Origin of the sequence: Nocardia vinacea NBRC 16497 (assembly GCF_000308835.1) — a bacterium.
Lineage (GTDB): Bacteria > Actinomycetota > Actinomycetes > Mycobacteriales > Mycobacteriaceae > Nocardia > Nocardia vinacea.
On the sequence record NZ_BAGN01000429.1, the window covers coordinates 66,382 to 85,302 of the forward strand.

Annotated in this window: 18 protein-coding genes; 8 read left to right on the forward strand and 10 right to left on the reverse strand. The window is 65.1% G+C overall.

Annotated features, from left to right (window positions below; genetic code table 11):
- The first annotated feature begins 133 nt into the window (after positions 1–133).
- The 4 genes from ON44_RS45990 to ON44_RS46005 all read left to right on the forward strand — a co-directional run bounded on the left by ON44_RS45990 (position 134) and on the right by ON44_RS46005 (position 4,077).
- Positions 134–1,396, forward strand: coding sequence for a TetR/AcrR family transcriptional regulator (locus ON44_RS45990; RefSeq protein ID WP_040701908.1), 1,263 nt, complete (start codon positions 134–136; stop codon positions 1,394–1,396).
- 69 nt (positions 1,397–1,465) lie between these two features.
- Positions 1,466–2,539, forward strand: coding sequence for an NAD(P)H-dependent amine dehydrogenase family protein (locus ON44_RS45995; protein WP_040701808.1), 1,074 nt, complete (start codon positions 1,466–1,468; stop codon positions 2,537–2,539).
- Between the two features lie 245 nt (positions 2,540–2,784).
- Positions 2,785–3,678, forward strand: a complete 894-nt coding sequence (locus ON44_RS46000; protein ID WP_051183434.1) for an acyl-CoA thioesterase — start codon at positions 2,785–2,787, stop codon at positions 3,676–3,678.
- Positions 3,679–3,693: 15 nt separating this feature from the next.
- On the forward strand, positions 3,694–4,077 hold the full coding sequence (locus ON44_RS46005; protein ID WP_040701809.1) for a DUF427 domain-containing protein: 384 nt from the start codon (positions 3,694–3,696) through the stop codon (positions 4,075–4,077).
- A gap of 15 nt (positions 4,078–4,092) precedes the next feature.
- On the opposite strand, the gene ON44_RS46010 is transcribed toward ON44_RS46005, so the two are convergent.
- The 5 genes from ON44_RS46010 to ON44_RS46030 form a co-directional block, all read right to left on the reverse strand.
- Positions 4,093–4,953, reverse strand: coding sequence for a mycofactocin-coupled SDR family oxidoreductase (locus tag ON44_RS46010; protein WP_040701811.1), 861 nt, complete (start codon positions 4,951–4,953; stop codon positions 4,093–4,095).
- Positions 4,954–5,060: 107 nt separating this feature from the next.
- Positions 5,061–5,849 carry a CbbQ/NirQ/NorQ/GpvN family protein gene (locus ON44_RS46015; RefSeq protein ID WP_040701813.1) on the reverse strand — a complete coding sequence of 263 codons (789 nt, stop codon included), beginning with the start codon at positions 5,847–5,849 and terminating at the stop codon, positions 5,061–5,063.
- A complete protein-coding gene (locus ON44_RS46020) occupies positions 5,846–7,534 on the reverse strand; it encodes a nitric oxide reductase activation protein NorD (RefSeq protein ID WP_040701814.1) in 1,689 nt (562 codons plus the stop codon). The genes ON44_RS46015 and ON44_RS46020 overlap by 4 nt, the downstream gene beginning before the upstream one ends.
- 62 nt (positions 7,535–7,596) lie before the next feature.
- Entirely contained in the window at positions 7,597–8,739 is a 1,143-nt protein-coding gene (locus tag ON44_RS46025; RefSeq protein WP_040701815.1) for a spirocyclase AveC family protein, read from the reverse strand.
- Positions 8,740–8,743: 4 nt separating this feature from the next.
- Positions 8,744–9,856, reverse strand: a complete 1,113-nt coding sequence (locus ON44_RS46030) for an ABC transporter substrate-binding protein (RefSeq protein WP_040701911.1) — start codon at positions 9,854–9,856, stop codon at positions 8,744–8,746.
- A 314-nt stretch (positions 9,857–10,170) separates the two neighbouring features.
- Here ON44_RS46030 and ON44_RS46035 point away from each other — a divergent pair, with 314 nt between their 5' ends.
- From ON44_RS46035 to ON44_RS46045, 3 genes are read left to right on the forward strand one after another with little or no spacing between them, the layout of a single operon-like run.
- Complete coding sequence (locus tag ON44_RS46035; protein ID WP_040701913.1) at positions 10,171–11,346, forward strand: cytochrome P450; 1,176 nt, start codon at positions 10,171–10,173, stop codon at positions 11,344–11,346.
- Between the two features lie 6 nt (positions 11,347–11,352).
- On the forward strand, positions 11,353–12,510 hold the full coding sequence (locus ON44_RS46040; protein WP_040701816.1) for an acyl-CoA dehydrogenase family protein: 1,158 nt from the start codon (positions 11,353–11,355) through the stop codon (positions 12,508–12,510).
- The gene (locus tag ON44_RS46045; RefSeq protein WP_051183435.1) at positions 12,507–13,637 is read left to right on the forward strand and encodes an acyl-CoA dehydrogenase family protein; all 1,131 of its coding nucleotides are present in this window, start codon (positions 12,507–12,509) and stop codon (positions 13,635–13,637) included. Before ON44_RS46040 ends, ON44_RS46045 begins: the two co-directional genes overlap by 4 nt.
- On the opposite strand, the gene ON44_RS46050 is transcribed toward ON44_RS46045, so the two are convergent.
- The 5 genes from ON44_RS46050 to ON44_RS46070 form a co-directional block, all read right to left on the reverse strand.
- Complete coding sequence (locus ON44_RS46050) at positions 13,595–14,872, reverse strand: TetR/AcrR family transcriptional regulator (RefSeq protein WP_245567585.1); 1,278 nt, start codon at positions 14,870–14,872, stop codon at positions 13,595–13,597. The two genes, ON44_RS46045 and ON44_RS46050, sit on opposite strands and share 43 nt — an antisense overlap.
- Positions 14,873–14,905: 33 nt before the next feature.
- A complete protein-coding gene (locus ON44_RS46055; RefSeq protein ID WP_040701817.1) occupies positions 14,906–15,115 on the reverse strand; it encodes a ferredoxin in 210 nt (69 codons plus the stop codon).
- Between the two features lie 22 nt (positions 15,116–15,137).
- Positions 15,138–15,896, reverse strand: coding sequence for an SDR family NAD(P)-dependent oxidoreductase (locus tag ON44_RS46060; protein WP_040701819.1), 759 nt, complete (start codon positions 15,894–15,896; stop codon positions 15,138–15,140).
- 28 nt (positions 15,897–15,924) lie between these two features.
- Positions 15,925–17,193 (reverse strand): cytochrome P450, encoded by a 1,269-nt coding sequence (locus tag ON44_RS46065; RefSeq protein WP_040701821.1) that lies wholly within the window; start codon positions 17,191–17,193, stop codon positions 15,925–15,927.
- 188 nt (positions 17,194–17,381) lie between these two features.
- Positions 17,382–17,978, reverse strand: coding sequence for a TetR/AcrR family transcriptional regulator (locus tag ON44_RS46070; RefSeq protein ID WP_040701917.1), 597 nt, complete (start codon positions 17,976–17,978; stop codon positions 17,382–17,384).
- Between the two features lie 179 nt (positions 17,979–18,157).
- Here ON44_RS46070 and ON44_RS46075 point away from each other — a divergent pair, with 179 nt between their 5' ends.
- Positions 18,158–18,808, forward strand: coding sequence for a maleylpyruvate isomerase family mycothiol-dependent enzyme (locus tag ON44_RS46075; RefSeq protein ID WP_040701822.1), 651 nt, complete (start codon positions 18,158–18,160; stop codon positions 18,806–18,808).
- Positions 18,809–18,921 lie beyond the last annotated feature (113 nt).

Genomic DNA, 18,921 nt, shown 5'->3' on the forward strand with positions numbered 1-18,921 from the left:
CCCTCTGCTACCGTTGAACAAACATTGGGTAGCCCAGATTGTCAGGGGCCCCATCACGGCGGCGAGGTGTCGGGGAGGTGTTGTGGCGCGTGGGCAGGGCAAGCCGGCGCAGCGCGATGCGAAGCCGCGCGCCATCGCCGCCGATATCGGCCACGCCTACGACGACGGCACCCGACGCACCGAGATCCTGCAGACCGCATCATCCCTGATCGCAACCTCGGGGCTGCGCACGTCGCTGCAGGAGATCGCCGACGCGTGCGGCATCCTCCCCGGCAGCCTGTACCACCATTTCGAATCCAAGGAAGCCATCCTCGTCGAATTGCTGCGCCGCTATCACGCGGACCTGGACCAGGTCGCGCAGCGGGCACAGGACCGGTTGAACCATCCGGACTCGCGACCGCCTTTCGACCGAATCGTCGAGCTCGGTTCGGCGATCGCGCAGTGCGCGGTCGCCCATCGTGCCGCACTGCAGATGTCGTTCTACGAGGGACCGAGCTCGAAACCCGAACTCATCGAATTGACCAGGCAGCGACCGACCGCCGTACTCGAGGCAATGCTGCAAACCCTGCGCGCCGCGAGGTGGAGCGGCTATCTGAGGGCCGATGTCGATCTGCCGATACTGGCCGATCGGATCTGTCAGACGATGCTGCAGGTCGGTTTGGACGTCATCCGGCACAAGGGATCGCCGGATCAGGTGGCCACCCTGTTGTGCCGAATTCTGTTGGAGGGCTTGGCCACACGGCAATACACCGATGCGGAGCTCGACCGTTCCGCCGCCTTCCTCGCCGCCGACGAAGTCGTCCGGAGCTGGTCCGAGGAGAGCGAGCCCGATAACAAGGCGGCTCGTGTCCGCGCGGTCGCGCGAGCCGAATTCGGTCGCCGCGGATATGAGAATACGACCGTCCGCGATATCGCGGCGGCCGCGGGACTCGGCACCGGAACCGTGTATTGGCTGATCGGCTCGAAGGAGGAGCTACTCGCCTCGATCATGCAGTCCTTCGGCGAGAAGATCGGCCTCGGCTGGACGAATGTCCTGCGGTCGGATGCCTCGGCGGTCGAGAAGCTGGATGCGCTGAGCTGGATCAATACCAACGCGCTAGAGCGTTTCGGTGACGAGTTCCGCATCCAACTGGCGTGGATGCGGCAGTCGCCGCCCGACACCCCGAATCCGGGCTGGCTCTTCACAAAGCGGCTGCGACAGATGAAAACATTGCTCGCCGAAGCGATTCGATCGAATGAGATCAAGGTCGACAGTCCGTCGAACGAGATGCTCGCCCGCTGCGTGATCGCCGTGGGTTGGATCCCGGAGAACATCCTGCGGGATATCGGGACTCACGCATCCCAGATTCACGTCCGCGACACCGTGTTGCGCGGCGTCATCGACCGAGCGGGCTGATTCGCGAGAACCAGCAGCCCGGCACACTGGCGGGTCTGACATGAACAAATGTTAGGTTTAGGAGTCTCCGTGACAACTCCCCTGCGAACAGTTGTCTGGTCGACCGGCGGCGTCGGCTCGATCGCGATCGACGCCATCCGTCGACGGCCGGATCTCGAACTCGTCGGCGTGTGGGTCCATTCCACGGACAAGGTGGGCAGCGATGTCGGCGAATTGATCGGCGGCGAACCACTCGGCATCACGGCGACCAACGATGCCGACGCCCTGATCGCGCTGCGACCCGACTGCGTCGTGTACGCCGCAAGCGGACCCGAACGCGACGCCGGTGCGGTTCCCGACTACGTCCGGTTACTCGCGGCGGGGATCAATGTTGTATCAACGACTTCCACCAGCTTGGTGTATCCCCCGGCGTACTACTCGCCCGAATGGCGCGACCAACTCGAGGCCGCCGCGAAGTCCGGCAATGCGTCGTTCTATGCGTCCGGCATCTTTCCGGGATTCGGGTCGGATCACCTGGCATTGCTACTGGCCACGCAGTCCAAGACGATCCGATGCGTCAAGGCGACCGAAGTCGCGTTGAACGACCACTACCCGGTGGCCGACGTGATGATGGACGGGATGGGTTTCGGCAGGCCGCTGGATTTCGAACCGATGCTCGCGACCCCGGGATTCATCGAAATGGCTTGGCGGGCACCGATCTACCTGATCGCCGAAGGGCTCGGCGTCGAGGTGGAGCAGGTGCACGGAGCACTCGATCGACAAACCACAGAGCGGGATATCGAGGTCGCTTTCGGCACGATCGAAGCCGGAACCTGCGGCGCCGTGCGCACCCGAGCCGCGGGCGTCGTGAACGGCCGCGAAGCGATCGTGATCGAGCACATCATCCGGATGTCTCGCGATGCGGCACCGGACTGGGCGACATCGGAATTCGATGCCACCTACCGGGTCGACATCGAGGGCGATCCGGATATCCACTGCGCGATGAACCTGGGTGCCGCCGCCGGGCACGGAGCCGGGCACGCCGCGATGACGGCGACCGCGATGCGCGTCGTGAACGCCATCTCCTACGTGGTGGACGCGCGAGCCGGGTTGCTCAGCTCCCTCGATATGCCGACAACACTTCCGCGGCACGCATTCGACTGAGCGTGTCAACCCTCGACGAGAATGATATTCTCAGAATCAGGAAGGAGAACTGCCGGTAGCTCTCGCCGTCAACTCCGTCTGGAGCGATTTACGCGACCGCGCCACGGCGAATTCGACGAAATGAAGCTTGGACCTGGTATTAATCGTCGGAGCCTACACGCTGATGGCTATGCGTTGCGTTCAGTCGGAGTCGCCCGAAACCGACTTATCCCAGATCTTGCAAGCGGCGACTGAATGGAAGCCACATGCTGAGCAGCGATAAGCAGGCGGGCATCGCCGCACCTGCATGGACCCAGGCGGAACTACAGCGCCTGATGGATGTCGAGCCGTGCGGCGCCGGCCGATATCTGGCCCCGGCCCACGGTGCGACGGCCCGCGATGTGGTCGAAGCCGGACAAATACTCGGCGACGCGGTGGTGGCGGCGGCCAAACATATACCGCACCAACGCGTTACCTCGGCATCGATGATCTTCTCGCGCGCGGCCGCACATACGGCCCCGCTCGATATCGAGGTCGCTGCGCTGCGATCCGGGCGCACCTTCACCACCGCGCAGGTCACCATCCGCCAGCACGATTCGCCGCGCTGCGCTGGGATCGTGCTGCTCGATTCCGGTGCGCCCGACCTGATTCGCTCGGCGGCCCCGATGCCGCGAGTCGATCCGCCGGATCGGCTGCGCCCACTCGCGATTCCGGGCACCGAGGTGGACGGCCGCGATATGCGGGCGGTCGACGACGCCTACGATCCGGATCCGAATCGGGTCGGCCCGCCGGAGTTGTTCGTCTGGACGCGATTTCGCGACACACCGGAGCACGACTACCTCCACGCCGCGCTACTGACCCAGTCCAGCACCCACTGGACGGTGGCCGCCGCGCTGCGCCCGCACGCGGGTTTCGGTGAGGCGATGGCGCATCGGTCGATCTCGACCGGAATCACGATGGCCACTATTACTTTCCACGACGAGGTCGACGTGACGCAGTGGCTGCTGTACGCCACCCGCGTCACCTACGCCGGGCGCGGCCACGCCCAGAGCGAGGGCCAGGTGTATACCGAAGAGGGGGCCGTGGTCGCCTCCTACAGCGTGCACGCGATGGTGCGTGGCCTCGAACCACGCGCCACGTCCTCCGTCACACTGCTCTGACCCACAGGAGACCTCTTGGAGCCATCGGGCTATCTCGACCGGCCGGACTACCGCGTCGATATCCGGCGCATCCGCAATCTGGTCCGGGTCACTTACGGCGATCGGATTCTCGGCGAGTCGACCGCGAGTCTGCTTGTCGCGGAACAGGATCACGGCATCGTGTGCTACCTGCCCGCATCCGATGTACGCTTCGACCTGCTCGTCCCCCACGAGCAGACCTCGCGCTGTCCGTTCAAGGGCACGGCGCGGTACTGGCGTCCGGCCGATGGTCCGGATCCGATCGCCTGGGAGTACGCCGAGCCCTATGCCGAGGTCGCGATATTGAGCGGCCACATCGGTTTCTATCACGATCGGGTCCGCGTCGAGGTCGGCGTGGCGACCCCCGCGGTCAGCCGGTGATACCCGGGCCGCGCGTCAGATGTGGTAGTCGTACCACCTGAGGTAGCCACCGGCATCCACCCGCATCTGCATACCCGTCACGTAGCGTGATTCGTCCGATGCGAGGAATACCACCATCTCACTGATGTCCTCGGGCTCCACATAAGGCACCGGCATCACCTGCTGCACCGGGAAGGCCACCTCGGCATCCTCGCGCGTGGGATTCTCCAGATCCGGACGGAACGCGCGATACATGGGCTCGCTGTGCAGCATCGGCGTATTGCAGTTGGTTGGGTGAATGACATTGGCACGAATCTTGCGTGGGCCGAACTGTGCCGCGAACTCGTGCATGTATTGGGACAGCAGGCGTTTGGACAGCGGGTACGCGATACCGCCCGGATCGCTGCCGGGGACGTCCAGTTTCTTCGTGTCCATCAAGCCCGCGGTGGAGCCGGTCGCGATCACCGACGCGCCCTCCCCCAGATGCGGCAGTGCCGCCTGAACGGCGTTGATGGTGCCCATCAAATTGGTGGCGATCACGTCGCACCACGCCTGATCCTGCGGTTCGCCCCTCATCCCGGCGATACCCGCCTGGGCGACCACGATGTCGAGCTTGCCGAATTCGGCGACACCACGCTGGACTGCTCGACGCATCTGTTCCGGGTCCCGCACATCGGCCTGGATCGTCAGAACGCGTCCGCCGGCCTTCTGCACCAGCCGGGCGGTTTCATCCAGATCTTCCGGTCGCGCCAAGGCGTATCGGATCGTCTCGATATCGCGACACAGATCGACCGCGACGATATCGGCGCCCTCCTCCGCCAGTCGCACCGCGTGACTTCGCCCTTGGCCGCGGGCCGCACCCGTGACGAATGCGACCTTGCCTGCAACACGCCCCATCTCGATTTCCCTTCGCACAGTTTCGATTTCGATGCCCCCATCTGACTAGTCAGCTTACGGAACGAATATTCGGTTCACAAGTGAAACCGACATAACCGCGACCGTGATCAATTACCGAGATAGGCATCGACGAGTTCGACAAGTCCGGCCGTCACGGCGGGGTCATCGCTGAGCGGACCGGCGATCGCCGCCAGTGCCGCACCGCGCGGGTCCAGTCCCTCGGCGATGAGTCGGCCGGCCGTGACCAACACCCGGGTCGAGGCGACCTCACGGAGCCCGACACCGTCGGCGCGGCGGATGGCGTGACCTATCTGCACCAGTCGCGCGGCCGTCTGCGGATCGACACCCGCTTCGGCGGCGACGATCTTCTCCTCCACCTCGATCGGCGGGAAGCCGAGCTCGATGGCGACCATGCGCTGGCGCGTCGAATCCTTCAGATCCTTCAACACACTCTGGTATCCGGGGTTGTAGGACACCACGAGACAGAAACCCTCGGCGGCGTCGAGCGTAACGCCCAGCCGATCGATGGGTAGCTGTCTGCGATGGTCGGCCAGTGGATGGAGCACGACCGTTGTGTCCTGTCGGGCTTCGACGATCTCGTCGAGGTAGCAGATCGCGCCCTCGCGCACCGCGCGCGTCAAAGGTCCGTCCACCCAACGTGTTTCGCCACCGTGCAGCAGGTAGCGGCCGACCAGATCAGCGGTGGTCAGGTCATCGTGGCAGGCGACGGTGATCAGCGGCCGCCCGACGACGTGTGCCATCGCCTCGACGAATCTCGTTTTCCCACAACCGGTCGGCCCCTTCAGCATGACCGACAAACCCTGCCGGAATGCCGCCCTGAAGACCTGTTCCTCGGTACCGACCGGCACATAGTAGGGACGTAGCGAAACTGTCATGGGGGTCTCCTCGAGATTGTCTGCTGCCGAAGGTCTGCCGCACGAATTGCGTCGCGGAGTAATGGACCGATAACCGGCACCAGATCGTCCGGCCCGGGCACGGTCGCATGTGCGGCGGTTCCGAAGACCCGGCGAAGTGCGGCGAGTTCCGCACCGGCACCGATACTCAGGCACAGACAACCTGTGCCGTGCGCGCGGGCCTCGGCCAAGGCACGCCGCGCGTCGGCCTCCGCATACGGGCCTTCGTAACCGTGGTCGTAGGCGAATCCATCGGAGAGCACGACCAATATGCGGCGAGTCGTCCCACCGGAGGCCTCCAATAGTGCGGTGCCGTGCCGGATTACCGCACCCAGGCGCGTATACGCCCCCGGCACGAGCGCGCCTAGACGGCGCAGCGCGGGCAGGTCGAGGCGATCGTCGAACCTCTTCACCCGCACCAAACGGACAGCGGATCGCCCGTGGGAATAGAAGCCGTACAGTGCGACTCGATTGCCCAGACCGTCGAGCGCGGTGGTGAGCGACGCGGCCGCGGCTCGCTGGAGTTCGTGCACCGACGCTCCGCCGGTGCTCGGCATGGCCGTCGAGCCGGAGACATCGAGCAGGACCAGAACCGCGAGATCGTGTCTGCGCCGGACACTTTCGATATAGACCGCACCGTCGGGCGTCGCCCCGGTCAGGGCATCGACCCGCTCCTCGACGGCCGCGTCCACATCCAGATCGTCACCTTGCGGCCGTCGATGACGGCGCTCCAGGCTCAGGCCCAAGCGGGCCAGCGGTCGATACAGTCCGGGACCGGTGACCACGACCGGTGTGCCGAGATCGCGCGGATCCAGCTCGGTCACGGTGCACCAGTCGGGCCGGTAGCGTCTGCGGCCGAGATCCCATTCCGGGTACGCGATACCGCGACGTCGGATCGCCGGTACCGCAGCACGCAGCGCGGCGGTACCGATCACCGGTCCGGTGCCGCGCAGACGCGCCGCGGCGACCCGCATGACTCGCGGCCGGTCCCCACCGGTGGCGCCGCCCTGCGAGGTGCGGCCGAATCCGATCATGCGCTCGAACAGCCTCGATAGTGCCCCTCGACCGCCGACCAGGTCGATGCTCAACGATGGGGCCGCCGAATCGTCTTCGGTTTCGGATTCGGGCTTCCGGCGAGCGGTTTCGTCGTCGACCGAATGTTGCCCGAGAGCCGCCGCGCCGACCGGAGGGCTTTCCGAGGCCACCGTCAGGCGTTCGGGATGGATAGCGCCGAAGCTCCGAGGCGGATCAGGCAGCGGATCGGCTCCACGCGCGACGGCCAACGATGCCACAGCCGAACCGACGCGCCCAGCCAGTTCAGCGTCGACGAGCGACTGCACCGACCATGGCAGCGCGAGCCTGTTGACAGCCAAGGCCCGATGGCCCTCGATCGCCAGGTATCGCCGGGCCAGCGCGGGCCGACGGGCCAGTGGCCGAACGACTTCGGGCGCGAGGCTACCGGCGGCGAGCAACGATGCCAGCACGGCGACAGCCGTGATCTGCTCCCGGATCGGGGCAGCCGGATCGAGGTGGACGCGGCTGCCGTCGGTCCAGGCGAGTTCGCCGGCCTGTGCCGAGGCCACCTCTAGCGGCCGACCGGCGATACCTGAAGCCAGCAATCCGAATCGGTCCGGGTGCCGCCCGGGATCAGGGCCGACCGCGATCATCCGATTCCCACGGCTCGTCCCGCCGCCGACGCGAATTCGGCAGGCCGAGCTCGCCGCCGACCTCAGCCATTGTTCACTCCGCAGCGGCCGCCATCCGCGGGCGGGGTCACGGCGGGGCGGCCGGATTGCGCGCTCTCCCAGCCGGCCCAGATCCCGGCGGAGTATGGGCCGGGCTGTCCGGCCTTCTCGTAGAAGCCTTGCGGGTCATACACTTTCGCCTCCGGAAACGGCCATGGACAGGCCACCGATGTGGCGACTCGCGTATCGCGAATGAGCGTGAAACCAGCCCCGTAGCAGAAGTACGCGACGTTCACGATCACGAACATCACCATGAACGCACCCAGCGCGGGCCTGCCGCGGAACAGTCGCACGCGCAGCGCCAATTTCTCGGCGACGGTACGACCGGTGTCGTCCCGATAGAGCAGCACGCCCGCCGGGATCATCACGACCGTGACGAGCGCCGACTCCCAGATCAGCGGAAACTGGTACGACTCACCGGTGAATACCGAACCGAACGGAATGACCTGCGAATAGATGTACAGCTGAGTCCGGACCAGAAAGCATTCCAGCAGTGCGTCGAAGACGAACCCGATAGCGAGAATCAAAGCGGCCAAGCAGATCAGGGGATGCCGCCAGATGAACGAGCCGGGCGCCCGGCGGGCCTGAATTCGTCGCAGCAGCCAGATTGCCGGAAAGAACGGTCCGAGATAGAAAGTCGCGTAACCGATCACGATGAACGGCTCGACCGTCGGCGACAGCGATACCAGCGGCCAATGCGGCGGCCAGTGCCACAGTTGCGGGTTGTAGACGGCGTACGGCGCCCAATTCATGATCGGGTCCTGCCACACGATCGCCGTTGTCACCAGCACCATCAACAGCACCGGGTGGCGCGGATGGCGCCGCCACATGACCACCACCACCGTGATCAGCGCGACCATCATGACGACGGTCCCGATCTCGTGCAGCGTGATCCAGTGGTCCCAGCCGAACAGCGGCCGCACCGGACGGGGCGCACCGCTCACTTCGGGGTTCGCGATGCGCGGATCGTCGGCGCCGCGCCGGGCGTTGGCGGCGATCAATCCGATCACTACAACGATCACCGCCACCACTGCGATCGGCGGCCACCTTCGTGCCGCCTGCCCTCCTGCGGCCGGATCCGTTGTGCCGGTCGATATTTCGCTCGTATCCGATTTCGACGATGTCATGGTTTCAGTCCTCACCGAATCGCGCGACGAGATGCGAATTCTGTCCGTCCGGATCCAATTTGCGGGCAACGAGATAACCGGCGCCCATCCAGCCCCGCCGAGTCCACTTCCCGAAGGAAAGCCGGGTCCCGGGTGCACCCGCGGCGGCGGGGAGCATCTTCACCCGCTCCATGGCCTCCTTCACCCCGCGCGGCGACAGCGGATGAGCGTCGGCGAACGCGTGCAGCAGCACGGTCGCGATATCCCGGTTCATCACCGGCACGCAATACTGCGGACGGCGTCCGTAGGCAGTCTCGTATTCGTCCAGGAACCGCTGTCCGACCGCGTTTCCCTCGTCGTACTGATCCACACCCGTCCAGCCGAGGAACGCCCGCCACAGAAGCGGATTGATCCAGGCATTCTGGAATGCGGTGCCCATGAAGCGGGGCGGGTCCCAGTCGAGCGCGTGCAGCGCGGGCGTGACCATGGTGACGCCGAATCCGAAGCCGCAGTGCACAATTGCGCTCGCCTTGGCTTCCTGCAGTGTGCGCACCGCGGGGCTGATGTCCTGGGCCGTCTGCGGGATCTGCGCCTCGGCCACGATCCGGATGCCCTGCTCCCGGCACACGCGGCGAAAGTTCTTGATGTAGCTCTCGCCGACCAGTGACTGTTCGACGAGTGCGCCGACGTCGGTGTGTCCGCCCTTGGCCAGCAGATGTGCCCAGAACACCGGTTCATCGGTCATCGAGCCCTGCGGCAAGGCGAATGTCCACTCACCGAGCCAGTCGTCGGTCCCGGACACATTGATCGCCGGAACGCGGAATCGCCGTTCGATCTCCTCGCGGGTGGGGACCGCATTGTCGGTGATGTGCGGTCCGAAGACCGCCAGGCAGCCCTCGTCGACGAGTTCGCCGTAGGCGTCGATCACCGCCTTCACCGAGCCCTTCGGCAACCCCTCCACCTCGCGGAACACGATCTCGACGGGGCGGTCGATGATGCCCTGCCCGCGGCCCTGTTCGAAGACCAGATCGAATGGGCGGGTCAGATCCGCGCGCATCTCGGGCGGATAGCCCTCCGGGAGTCGGAAGTCGAACAGATAACCGAGTTTGATCGGCTCGGCAGTGCTTTCGTAGGCCACGTCACTCTCCGTCCGCACGGCCATTCTCAGGCCGAACCTAAAATTCGTTCAGAATGTAACGTAGCGGTTCCGGCGCCGTCAACGGATCGATCAGGCCTGCTTGATGCCAATTCCCAAGCGTTGCACCTGACCTGGTCGGACGGCCTCGATCGTCCGCAGAGACCGTTGACGCGACCATTCGACTCACCTACGCTGACCCGGAACGAATATTCGGTCAGATGCGAGGAGAAGCCGTGGACACCCCTGTTCGGACCACGACCGACGATGCGAATGCCGACCAGGATCGCCGCGCCGGCGACGACAGCGACTTCGAAGTGTTCGACGATGCCGTCGCGGGCGATGTCCGTGACCCGTACCCGGAGCTGGCCCGCGCCAGGCAAACCAATCCGGTGCAGCGACTGGACACATCGAACATGCCGCACGCCGACAATCAGGCGGTGTTCTTCGTCTACGGCTACGACGACATACTCGAGGTGCTGCGCGACGGGGCGAAGTTCTCTTCCGGGCACATCATCGACATGCTGCTCGGCGACATCATGGGCAAGCACATCATGCTCGGAATGGACGATCCCGAACATCGTCGCTACCGCGGGCTGGTATCGACCGCGTTCCGGCAGAAAGCGTTGGCGCGCTGGGAAACCGAACTCGTCGGCCCCGTCGCCGACGAACTCATCGATGGCTTCGCCGACCGCGGTCGAGCCGAGCTGGTCAAGGAATTCACCTTCCCGTTCCCGACGAAGGTGATCGCGGGCATGCTCGGGCTGCCGCGTGAGGATTACAAGCAGTTCCAGCGCTGGTCGATCGCCATTCTCAGCTTCCACACCCAGCGCGAGCGGGCCGTCGCGGCCGCACAGGAGGTCAAGGAATACCTCGCCACAATTCTCGATGAACGGCGCCGGTCCCCGCGGGAGGATTTGATCAGCGATCTGGCCCGCGCCGAGCTGGACGGTGAGCGCCTGACCGACGAGGAGATCTTCTCGTTCCTGCGACTGCTGTTGCCCGCCGGTGTCGAGACGACCTACCGCTCCACCGGGAACATGCTGATGACACTGCTGTCGCGCCCGGCCGAACTCGAAGCGATCCGCACCAATCGCGCGCTCGTGCCACGGGCGATCGAGGAGGTGCTGCGGTATGAGACGCCACTGCTGAATATCACTCGATTGGCCACTCAGGACACCGTGCTGTCGGGTGTTCCCATCCCGGCAGGGTCGACGGTCATGCTCATGCTCGCCGCGGCGAATCGGGACGAGAACCGCTGGCCGGATCCGGACCGCCTCGATATCGTCCGCGCCTCGCGGCCGCATATGTCGTTCGGTCAGGGCGCACATCTGTGCCTCGGAATTCACTTGGCGCGCACGGAAATGCGTGTTGCGCTCAATCGGTTGCTCGATCGCCTGCCCGATCTGCGCCTCGACCCGGACGGCGACGACCCCCATATCCGCGGTCAAGTGTTCCGCTCGCCCACCGCACTGCCAGTGCTGTTCGGGTAGGTCCGCGTGGACTTCTCCCTGCCCGCGCACGTCGAGGAATTCCGAGACGAGCTGCGCACCTGGTTGGCCGAGCATTTGACCGATGACATCGTGGCGGCGAGCAAGCACATCGGCGACGACCCCGCCGCGTTCGAGATCGTGCGCGACTGGAATCGCACCATGGCCGACGCCGGATGGGGCGCCGTGTCCTGGCCGGAAGAGTACGGCGGTCGTGGGGCGGGCCCGCTGGAGCAGTTGGTCTATGTGGAAGAAACGGTGCACGCTCGTGCTCCGCTGCCCGTCAATATCATCGGCCTGAACAATATCGGCCCGGCGATCATGCACTACGGGACACCTGAGCAGAAACGAACGCTGCTCCCGCGCATGGTCCGCGCGGACGATATCTGGTGCCAGGGCATGTCCGAACCCGACTCCGGCTCGGACCTCGCATCACTGCGCACCCGCGCGCTGCGCGTGGGCGAAGAGTACGTGGTCACCGGTCAGAAGATCTGGACCTCGCTGGCCCAGCGCGCACACTGGTGCCAGCTGTTCGTCCGCACCGATCCGGCAGCCCCCAAACACCAAGGCATTTCGTGCCTCATCGTGAATATGAGACGGCCCGGAATCAAGGTGCGGCCGCTGACCACGCTGACCGGCGAGGCCGAATTCGCCGAGATATTCCTCGATGAGGTACGGGTGCCGCGCACCGCCCTACTCGGTCCGGTGCACCAGGGCTGGCAGGTGGCCACCACCACGCTCGGCCACGAGCGGGCCAATGCCGCCCGGCTGTATTCGGAACTGCAGGTCCGGCTCGACGATCTCGTCACCGACCTCGACGAGACCGGCGGCGATGGCGACGCCCCGCTGGACGATCCGACCACCCTGCATCGGCTCGGGGAGGTGGCGGTGCGGATCGCATTTCTCGAAGACCTTTGCCGCCGAGCGGTTTCGGCGGCGATGGCAGGCAGCGACGCGATCGGTTCGGCCAGCCTCGCCAAGACCGTATGGGGCGAGCTGGGCCAAGATCTGGCCACGCTCGGTTTCGATGTGCTCGGTCCGCATGCCGCCGGCGGCAAGTGGGCGAAAATGCGGTTGGCCGCACGCGCCCTGACCATCGCGGGTGGCACCACACAGATCAACAAGAACATCACCGCAACTCGCGCCCTTGGACTGCCGCACCGATGAACCTGGAATTCACCGAAGAGCAAGTGGCCTTGCGCGACCTGGTTCGTCGCTTCCTTTCCGAAAAGGCGTCGATCACCGAACATGTGCGCACGATGCTCGACCATCCCACCGGCACCACGCAGCCGCTGTGGCAGGGCCTGGCCGACCTCGACGTCACCGGCCTGCTCGTCCCGCAGGATTACGGCGGCGCAGGCGCCACCATGGTGGAAGCCGGAATCGTGCTCGAAGAAATGGGTCGCGCACTGGATCCGGGGCCGTGGCAATCCACCGCGGTCGCCGCGACCCGAACCCTGGCCCGGCTCAACGCGACCGAGCACGCGGCCGATGTGCTGACAGGCATCGCCGACGGATCGGTGACCGCCACGGTCTGCTTGCCGCACGCACAAGACGTCGTCGCGACTGCGCTCGGCACCGACTCGTTGGTGACCGGCACATTCACCGCGGTACCCGATGCGGCGGCCGCGAACGTGCTGCTGGTACCCGTCCCGACGGCAACGCGCATATCGTTGTTCGTCGTCGAAATACCTTCGGCCGGCTTGGAAATCACGCCCCAACCCACCGTGGACCGGACCCGCAAGCAATTTCGGGTGACTCTGGTGAACACGCCCGCTCGACACCTCGGCACCGCGCCGACGGCGGGCCTCGCGGCAGTGATCGACGACGTTCTCATCGCATCGGCCGCCGACGCTCTCGGTGCGGCACAACGCATTCTGGAACTGAGCGTCGACCATGCCAGGACCCGTCAGCAATTCGGCCGCCCGATCGGCGCATTCCAGGCGGTTCAGCACCTGTGCGTCGACATGTTCGAAACCGTGGAATTGGCTCGCGGCGGCGTGCTGCGCGCACTGTGGGCCGCCGATTTCGCCTCGGACGAGCACCGGCACCTGGCGGCAATCCGCACCAAGGCCTTCGCCGGCCGACTCGCGACCGTCGGCGAAGCCGCGATCCAGATCTTCGGCGGCATCGGCTTCACCTGGGAACACGACGCCCATCTCTACCTGGAGCGGCTACTGAGCTGGAGCGCGTTCCTCGGTGGACCAGACCGGTACCTGCGGGAGATCGGATCACACGTCGCCCGGGGCCGTCAACGGACGGCTACACCGCGCAGCACGGTATCGCGTGCGTGAATGAGCGCGGCGCGCTTACCTATCCGGCGGACGATTCCCTCGGGCATCCAGGTCAATTCCAGGACGCATCGCGCGGTCAGTTCGGCCGCCGGGTTGGCGAGGCGGATCTCCCCCTGCTCGGCACCGGTGCCGAGCAGGGTCCGCAACTGCCGAAGCACCGCCGGAAACGACATTCCGGGATTGCTCACCTCGGGCGGCGACTGACGTAGCCAGGTCAATTGGATCTTGAACTCGTCATTGAACCGGTCCACGACATTGATGTGCAGCCAGGCCAGCGCGTCGAGCTTCTGGACAGCGGTCGAATCGGAGCTGAGCGCGGCCTCCCAGCCCGCGACGGTCTTCCTCGAAAACGAGCTCATGATCGAGGCGAGCAGTTCCTCTTTGGAGCCGACCGCCCGATAGACGGACCCGATGCTCATGCCCGCGGCCGCGGCGATATCTCGGATCGTGGTGACCTCATAGCCGCGGCGGCCGAATTCCGTCCGCGCGACCTGACGGATCAAGGCAACCTTGCTTTCCGCGTCGGCCTCGTCCGTCTCGTTCCACAGTCGGATGACTCGATCGACCGCGACCAAAGCATCCGACTTATCCAATTCGCCGTTCTCCGGCGACGCCGTGGCCACACCGTACAGCAGGATCTCGCAGAACAGGTCGGCCACCCGATCGACCGCCGTGTAGCGGTGGAACAAATACAGGCCCACGTGCAGAAACGTCTGGCACATTCGATCGGCTAGCGTCACCAGATCGATACCCGGACGAATGAATCCGATCGACCGCCCGGCGCGCAGCGTCTCCAGCACGGCGAATTCGATCGCCGTCGCACCACGGCTGGTCAACCGCACCAGCTCGAGCCCGGCGCCCGCCGACGGCTCATAGAAGGTGAACTGCAGGGCGGCACTGTTTCGGGCGGCGCATTGTGCGATCGCCTTACCCAATTCGACGATATTATCCGGGGTGAATCGGGAACCTTTCAGGTCCGCTAGCGCCGTCTCCGCCACGAGATCGATTTCGGCGTGATAGCGCTGAACCAACTCGACGACGATGGCTTCTTTCGAACCGAAATGGTGATAGAGACTCTGCGGTTTGATACCGCATGCATCCGCTATTTCCTGCAGCGAGGTGCGCAAGCCGGAGGAGGCGAACAGGCGAGAGGCCGTCTCGAGAATTTCATCCTTTCGGCGGCCATCGGTCGACAACGCACCGACGCTCGTTTTCACCCCGTGCCCGACTCTCACTTGCCCGAGCCTACCGGACGATGATTCGGGCTCCTACTCCTGATCGGCCATGTCATCGGATGCCGTAATGGCAAGTGTCGGACAGGAAGCCACCGCCGCTCGGATGTCCGGCCAGGCCTTGTCGTCGGGTGCCGGATCGATGACTTCGGACAGGTCGTCGTCACCGACTTCGAAAACGGTCGGCGCGATGGCCGCGCACAGCGCGTGCCCTTCGCATTTCTGCGGATCGACAGATATTTTCATACATATCTCCAAGCGTTTGTGCTCAGACGTACAAGCCGCCATTGACGCCGATGAGTTGCCCGGTGATGAAACCGGCCTGATCGGAGCACAGGAATTCACATGCGGCGGCCACATCCTCGGCGGTTCCGGCGCGACGCACCGGCGTCACCGCGGCAATCGCATCCAGACCGGGGAACCAGCCCGCCTTCGTCGCCTGGTGTGCCATGGGTGTATCGATGATGGACGGCGGAATCGAGTTCACCGTGATGCCTTTCGGCGCCAACTCGGCGGACAACGCCTTCGTCAGGGCGATCACGCCGCCCTTGGACGCAATATAGTGAGCCATATTTGCGGCACCGGATTGTGCACTGGACGACGATATCGTGACAATCCGGCCCCACCCCGCCTCGATCATATCCGGGACGACGGCTTGAATGCATGCGAAGGTGCCGGTGAGGTTTATCGCGATAATTCTTTCCCACTGTGTTCTCGTGATGTCGGTGACCGGGGTGTGCTCCTGAACACCCGCGCTGGTGACGATTATCTGCACCGGACCGAATTCGCTGCGAACGCTCCCGATCGCCTCGGCGACCGAAATTTCATCGGCCACGTCCACCGCGTAGGTCAATACCTCGATGCCGACAAACCGCAATTCCGCGGCGACCTCGCCGAGCGCCTCGACATCGCGGTCGAACAAAGCCATGCGGTGCGGGCCTCGGGCTAATTGCCGAGCTACTGCCGCCCCGATCCCGGACCCGGCTCCGGTCACAACGGCAACTCGTTTCGCTGTGTCCTGTGTCATCACTGCTCCTCACCGATGCGAAATGCGATCAACCGACCGGGGCGAATTCCACATGCAATGCGCTGAGCCCGCGCAAGATGTACGTCGGCTCATATGTGTAGCGCCGGGCGTCGGCCGGGCCGTGCTCGGATTCGGAAATCCTGATATCGCGCCAGCGCTGCAGGATCCGCTCGAAGCTGATGCGCGTCTCCATCCGGGCGAGCGGGCCGCCGGGGCAGGTGTGGATGCCGCGTGCGAATGCGATGTGCTCACGCGCGTTCGCACGGTCGTAACGGAACTCGTGCGGATCCTCGAACCGGCTCGGTTCCCGATTGGCAGCACCAGGAGCCACCATGACCATGGTCCCGGCCGGAAGGTCGACGCCGCCGAGTTTCGTTGTCGTGCGGGCCAATCGGAAATCGCATTTGACCGGAGCCTCCATGCGCAGGCACTCCTCGACGAAACCCGGAATGGCCGAACTGTCCTCCCGCAGTATCTGCTGCAGGTCCGGCCGTTCGGCGAGTATGCGCAGACCGGATGTCATCAGCTTGGCGGTGGTTTCCTGACCGGCGGCGAACAGGAAGGCGGCCAAATGGACGAGTTCGTCGACGGCGGGCAGTGCACCGTCCGGGAATTTCGCAGAGGACAAAGCGGTCAGCACGTCGCCACTCGGATTGCGGCGGCGCTCCTCGATGTAGGACGTGAACCGGTCGGCGAGAAATTCGAGCGGATTGCCTACCATCGCTTCGCTCTGCACGGCTCCCGGCGGTGTCTGCGACGCGAGTGCCTGCCGAAAGTCCGGATAGTCGCGTTCAGGTACACCGAGCAGATTCGCGATCACCAGCATCGCGAGCGGCTGTGCGTATTCGCGCAGGAATTCGAGCTCGGAGCGGGTGTCGAACTCATCGAGCAGCTGATCGGCCTGCCGCCACACGAATTCCTCGTTCTCCTTCAGCCGCCGCGGCGTGAACAGGGTTTTCAACAGGTCGCGTTGCGCGGTGTGCTCGGGCTGGTCGAAGGTCACCATGTGCTCGTGCAGGGGGAATTTCTCCCGATGCTGTTCGATCAGCGGCCCGATATCGTCACCGGCCGGCTCGAATGGCAGCGGCGGGAAGGGACCCGTCGGCGCCACGCAACTCGAGAACACCTGATGGTTGCGGTACACCTCCACCGCCTCGTCGTAGCCGGTCACCGCGACGACGCCGTGGTGTGGCTCGCGAAAAACCGGACATTGCGCACGCAACGCGTCGAAGTACGGGTGCGGATCGACAACGGTCGACATGTCGGTGAAGAAATCGATTTCGTCGGACATGCTCACGGCAGGCTCCTAGCGAGAAAAGCACCGCACGGCCCACCGGCCATCACGGGAGGACATCCCCGCCGGTCGAGGCCATGCTAACCAAGTGCTCAGCATCAATTGCTGAGCACATGCTTAGCACGCGCGGCCGAGCCCGGTCAAGGCATGCATCCAGTGCGCGGGCTGCCGTCGGCGATCAGCGGGCGGGGTTACTCGGGCACAGGCAGCGGACCGAACCGGTCCAGCTGCCGTTCGACGAACTCCGTCATCGCCGCATGCGCGCTCGTCATCCCGAACCCGTTCTCCAGGACCATGGTTCGAGACACACTCGCCATCACGAACGCCACCACTGCGGCGGGCCACTCGGCGGAGTCGACGCCGTAGCGCTCGAGCAGCTTCTCCATCGCCGCGACCTCGGCCTCCCGGAAGCGCCTCGAATAGTCGGCAAGCGCGGCGCGCACCACTTTTCGATGGTTGGCCAGCGCGACGAACTCCGTCGTCAGCGCACCACTGGCCGCCGCCTCCAGGTTGAACTGCCACAGCGCACGCAACGGATCCGGCGACTGCAGGGCGGCCGCCTGGCGCTTCAACCCCTCTTCGGCGCGCCGCTGGAAAACCGCGAGAAACAGGTCGTCCATCGTGCGGAAGTAGTAGTAGACGAGCTGATATTTCAGTCCGGCCTTGCGCGCGACACTGCGCGAACTCACTGCGGCATAGCCTTCTTCGAGCATCAGCTGCTCGGCCGCATCCAGCAGTACGGCGCGATTCTTCGCATCGGGCGTACCGATCCTCCTCGGCGATGCCATCACAACAACCTCCATAACCCTCGTCATCGACTCGACGTCGACCTCGCCCGCAAGTGTTGACTACGCCGAACCCAACATGCTAACCATATGCTCAGCATTGCTCGCTGAGCACATGCTCAGCACGGGCCCCGTCGGCGGTGGTCACCGTACGCGCGGCCAGCCCCGAATCGAGGTAGACGATGAGCGAAGCCGACGCAACGGAGCAGTTCGTCTTCGCCGCGGTCGCGGACGAGCGGCGGCGAATCGCGGATCTGCTCGACGAATTGGATGAAGCACAGTTGGCGACGCCGAGCCTCTGCGCGGGCTGGGATATCAAGACGGTGGCCGCACACCTGGTCAGTGTGCTCGCAGACAGTTTCTGGACGTTCCAATGGCGGACAGTGCGCCACCGGAGTCTGGCCGCTGGGATCGATGAGCTGGCACGGCGTCGCGCGCGGGAACCGGCCGCGGAGATCGCCGACACACTGCGTCGCTGTGCCGATCGCCCGATCAGTCCGCCACTGTTCGGGCCACTCGACCCGCTGGCCGACATCGTGGTGCACAGCGGCGACATCAGGATCCCGCTCGGCCTGCCCTTCGCTCCGGACCCGCGGCGGGCTGGTCTGGCGCTCGACTTCCTGACCGGACCCTGGCGGATCGGCTTCGTGCCGTTGGGCCGACTGCGCGGTATTCGCCTGTGCGCCACCGATATCGACCGGGCGTGGGGGCGGGGCGTTGAGCTTCGTGGGTCGGCGGCCGCTCTGCTCATGAGCGTCGGTGGCCGCACCGCACTGCTGCACGAGCTCGACGGCCCCGGCCTGTCACTGCTGCGCCGCCGGTTGTCCGGCTAGTTCGGCGGATCCGTGAGTATGGGCGGACAGCAGGGCGGAGTGCCGGGCATGGATACGCCGAACGGCTCCACCAATTGAGCCGCAGCCACGCACAGTCCATACGAGAAGGCAGG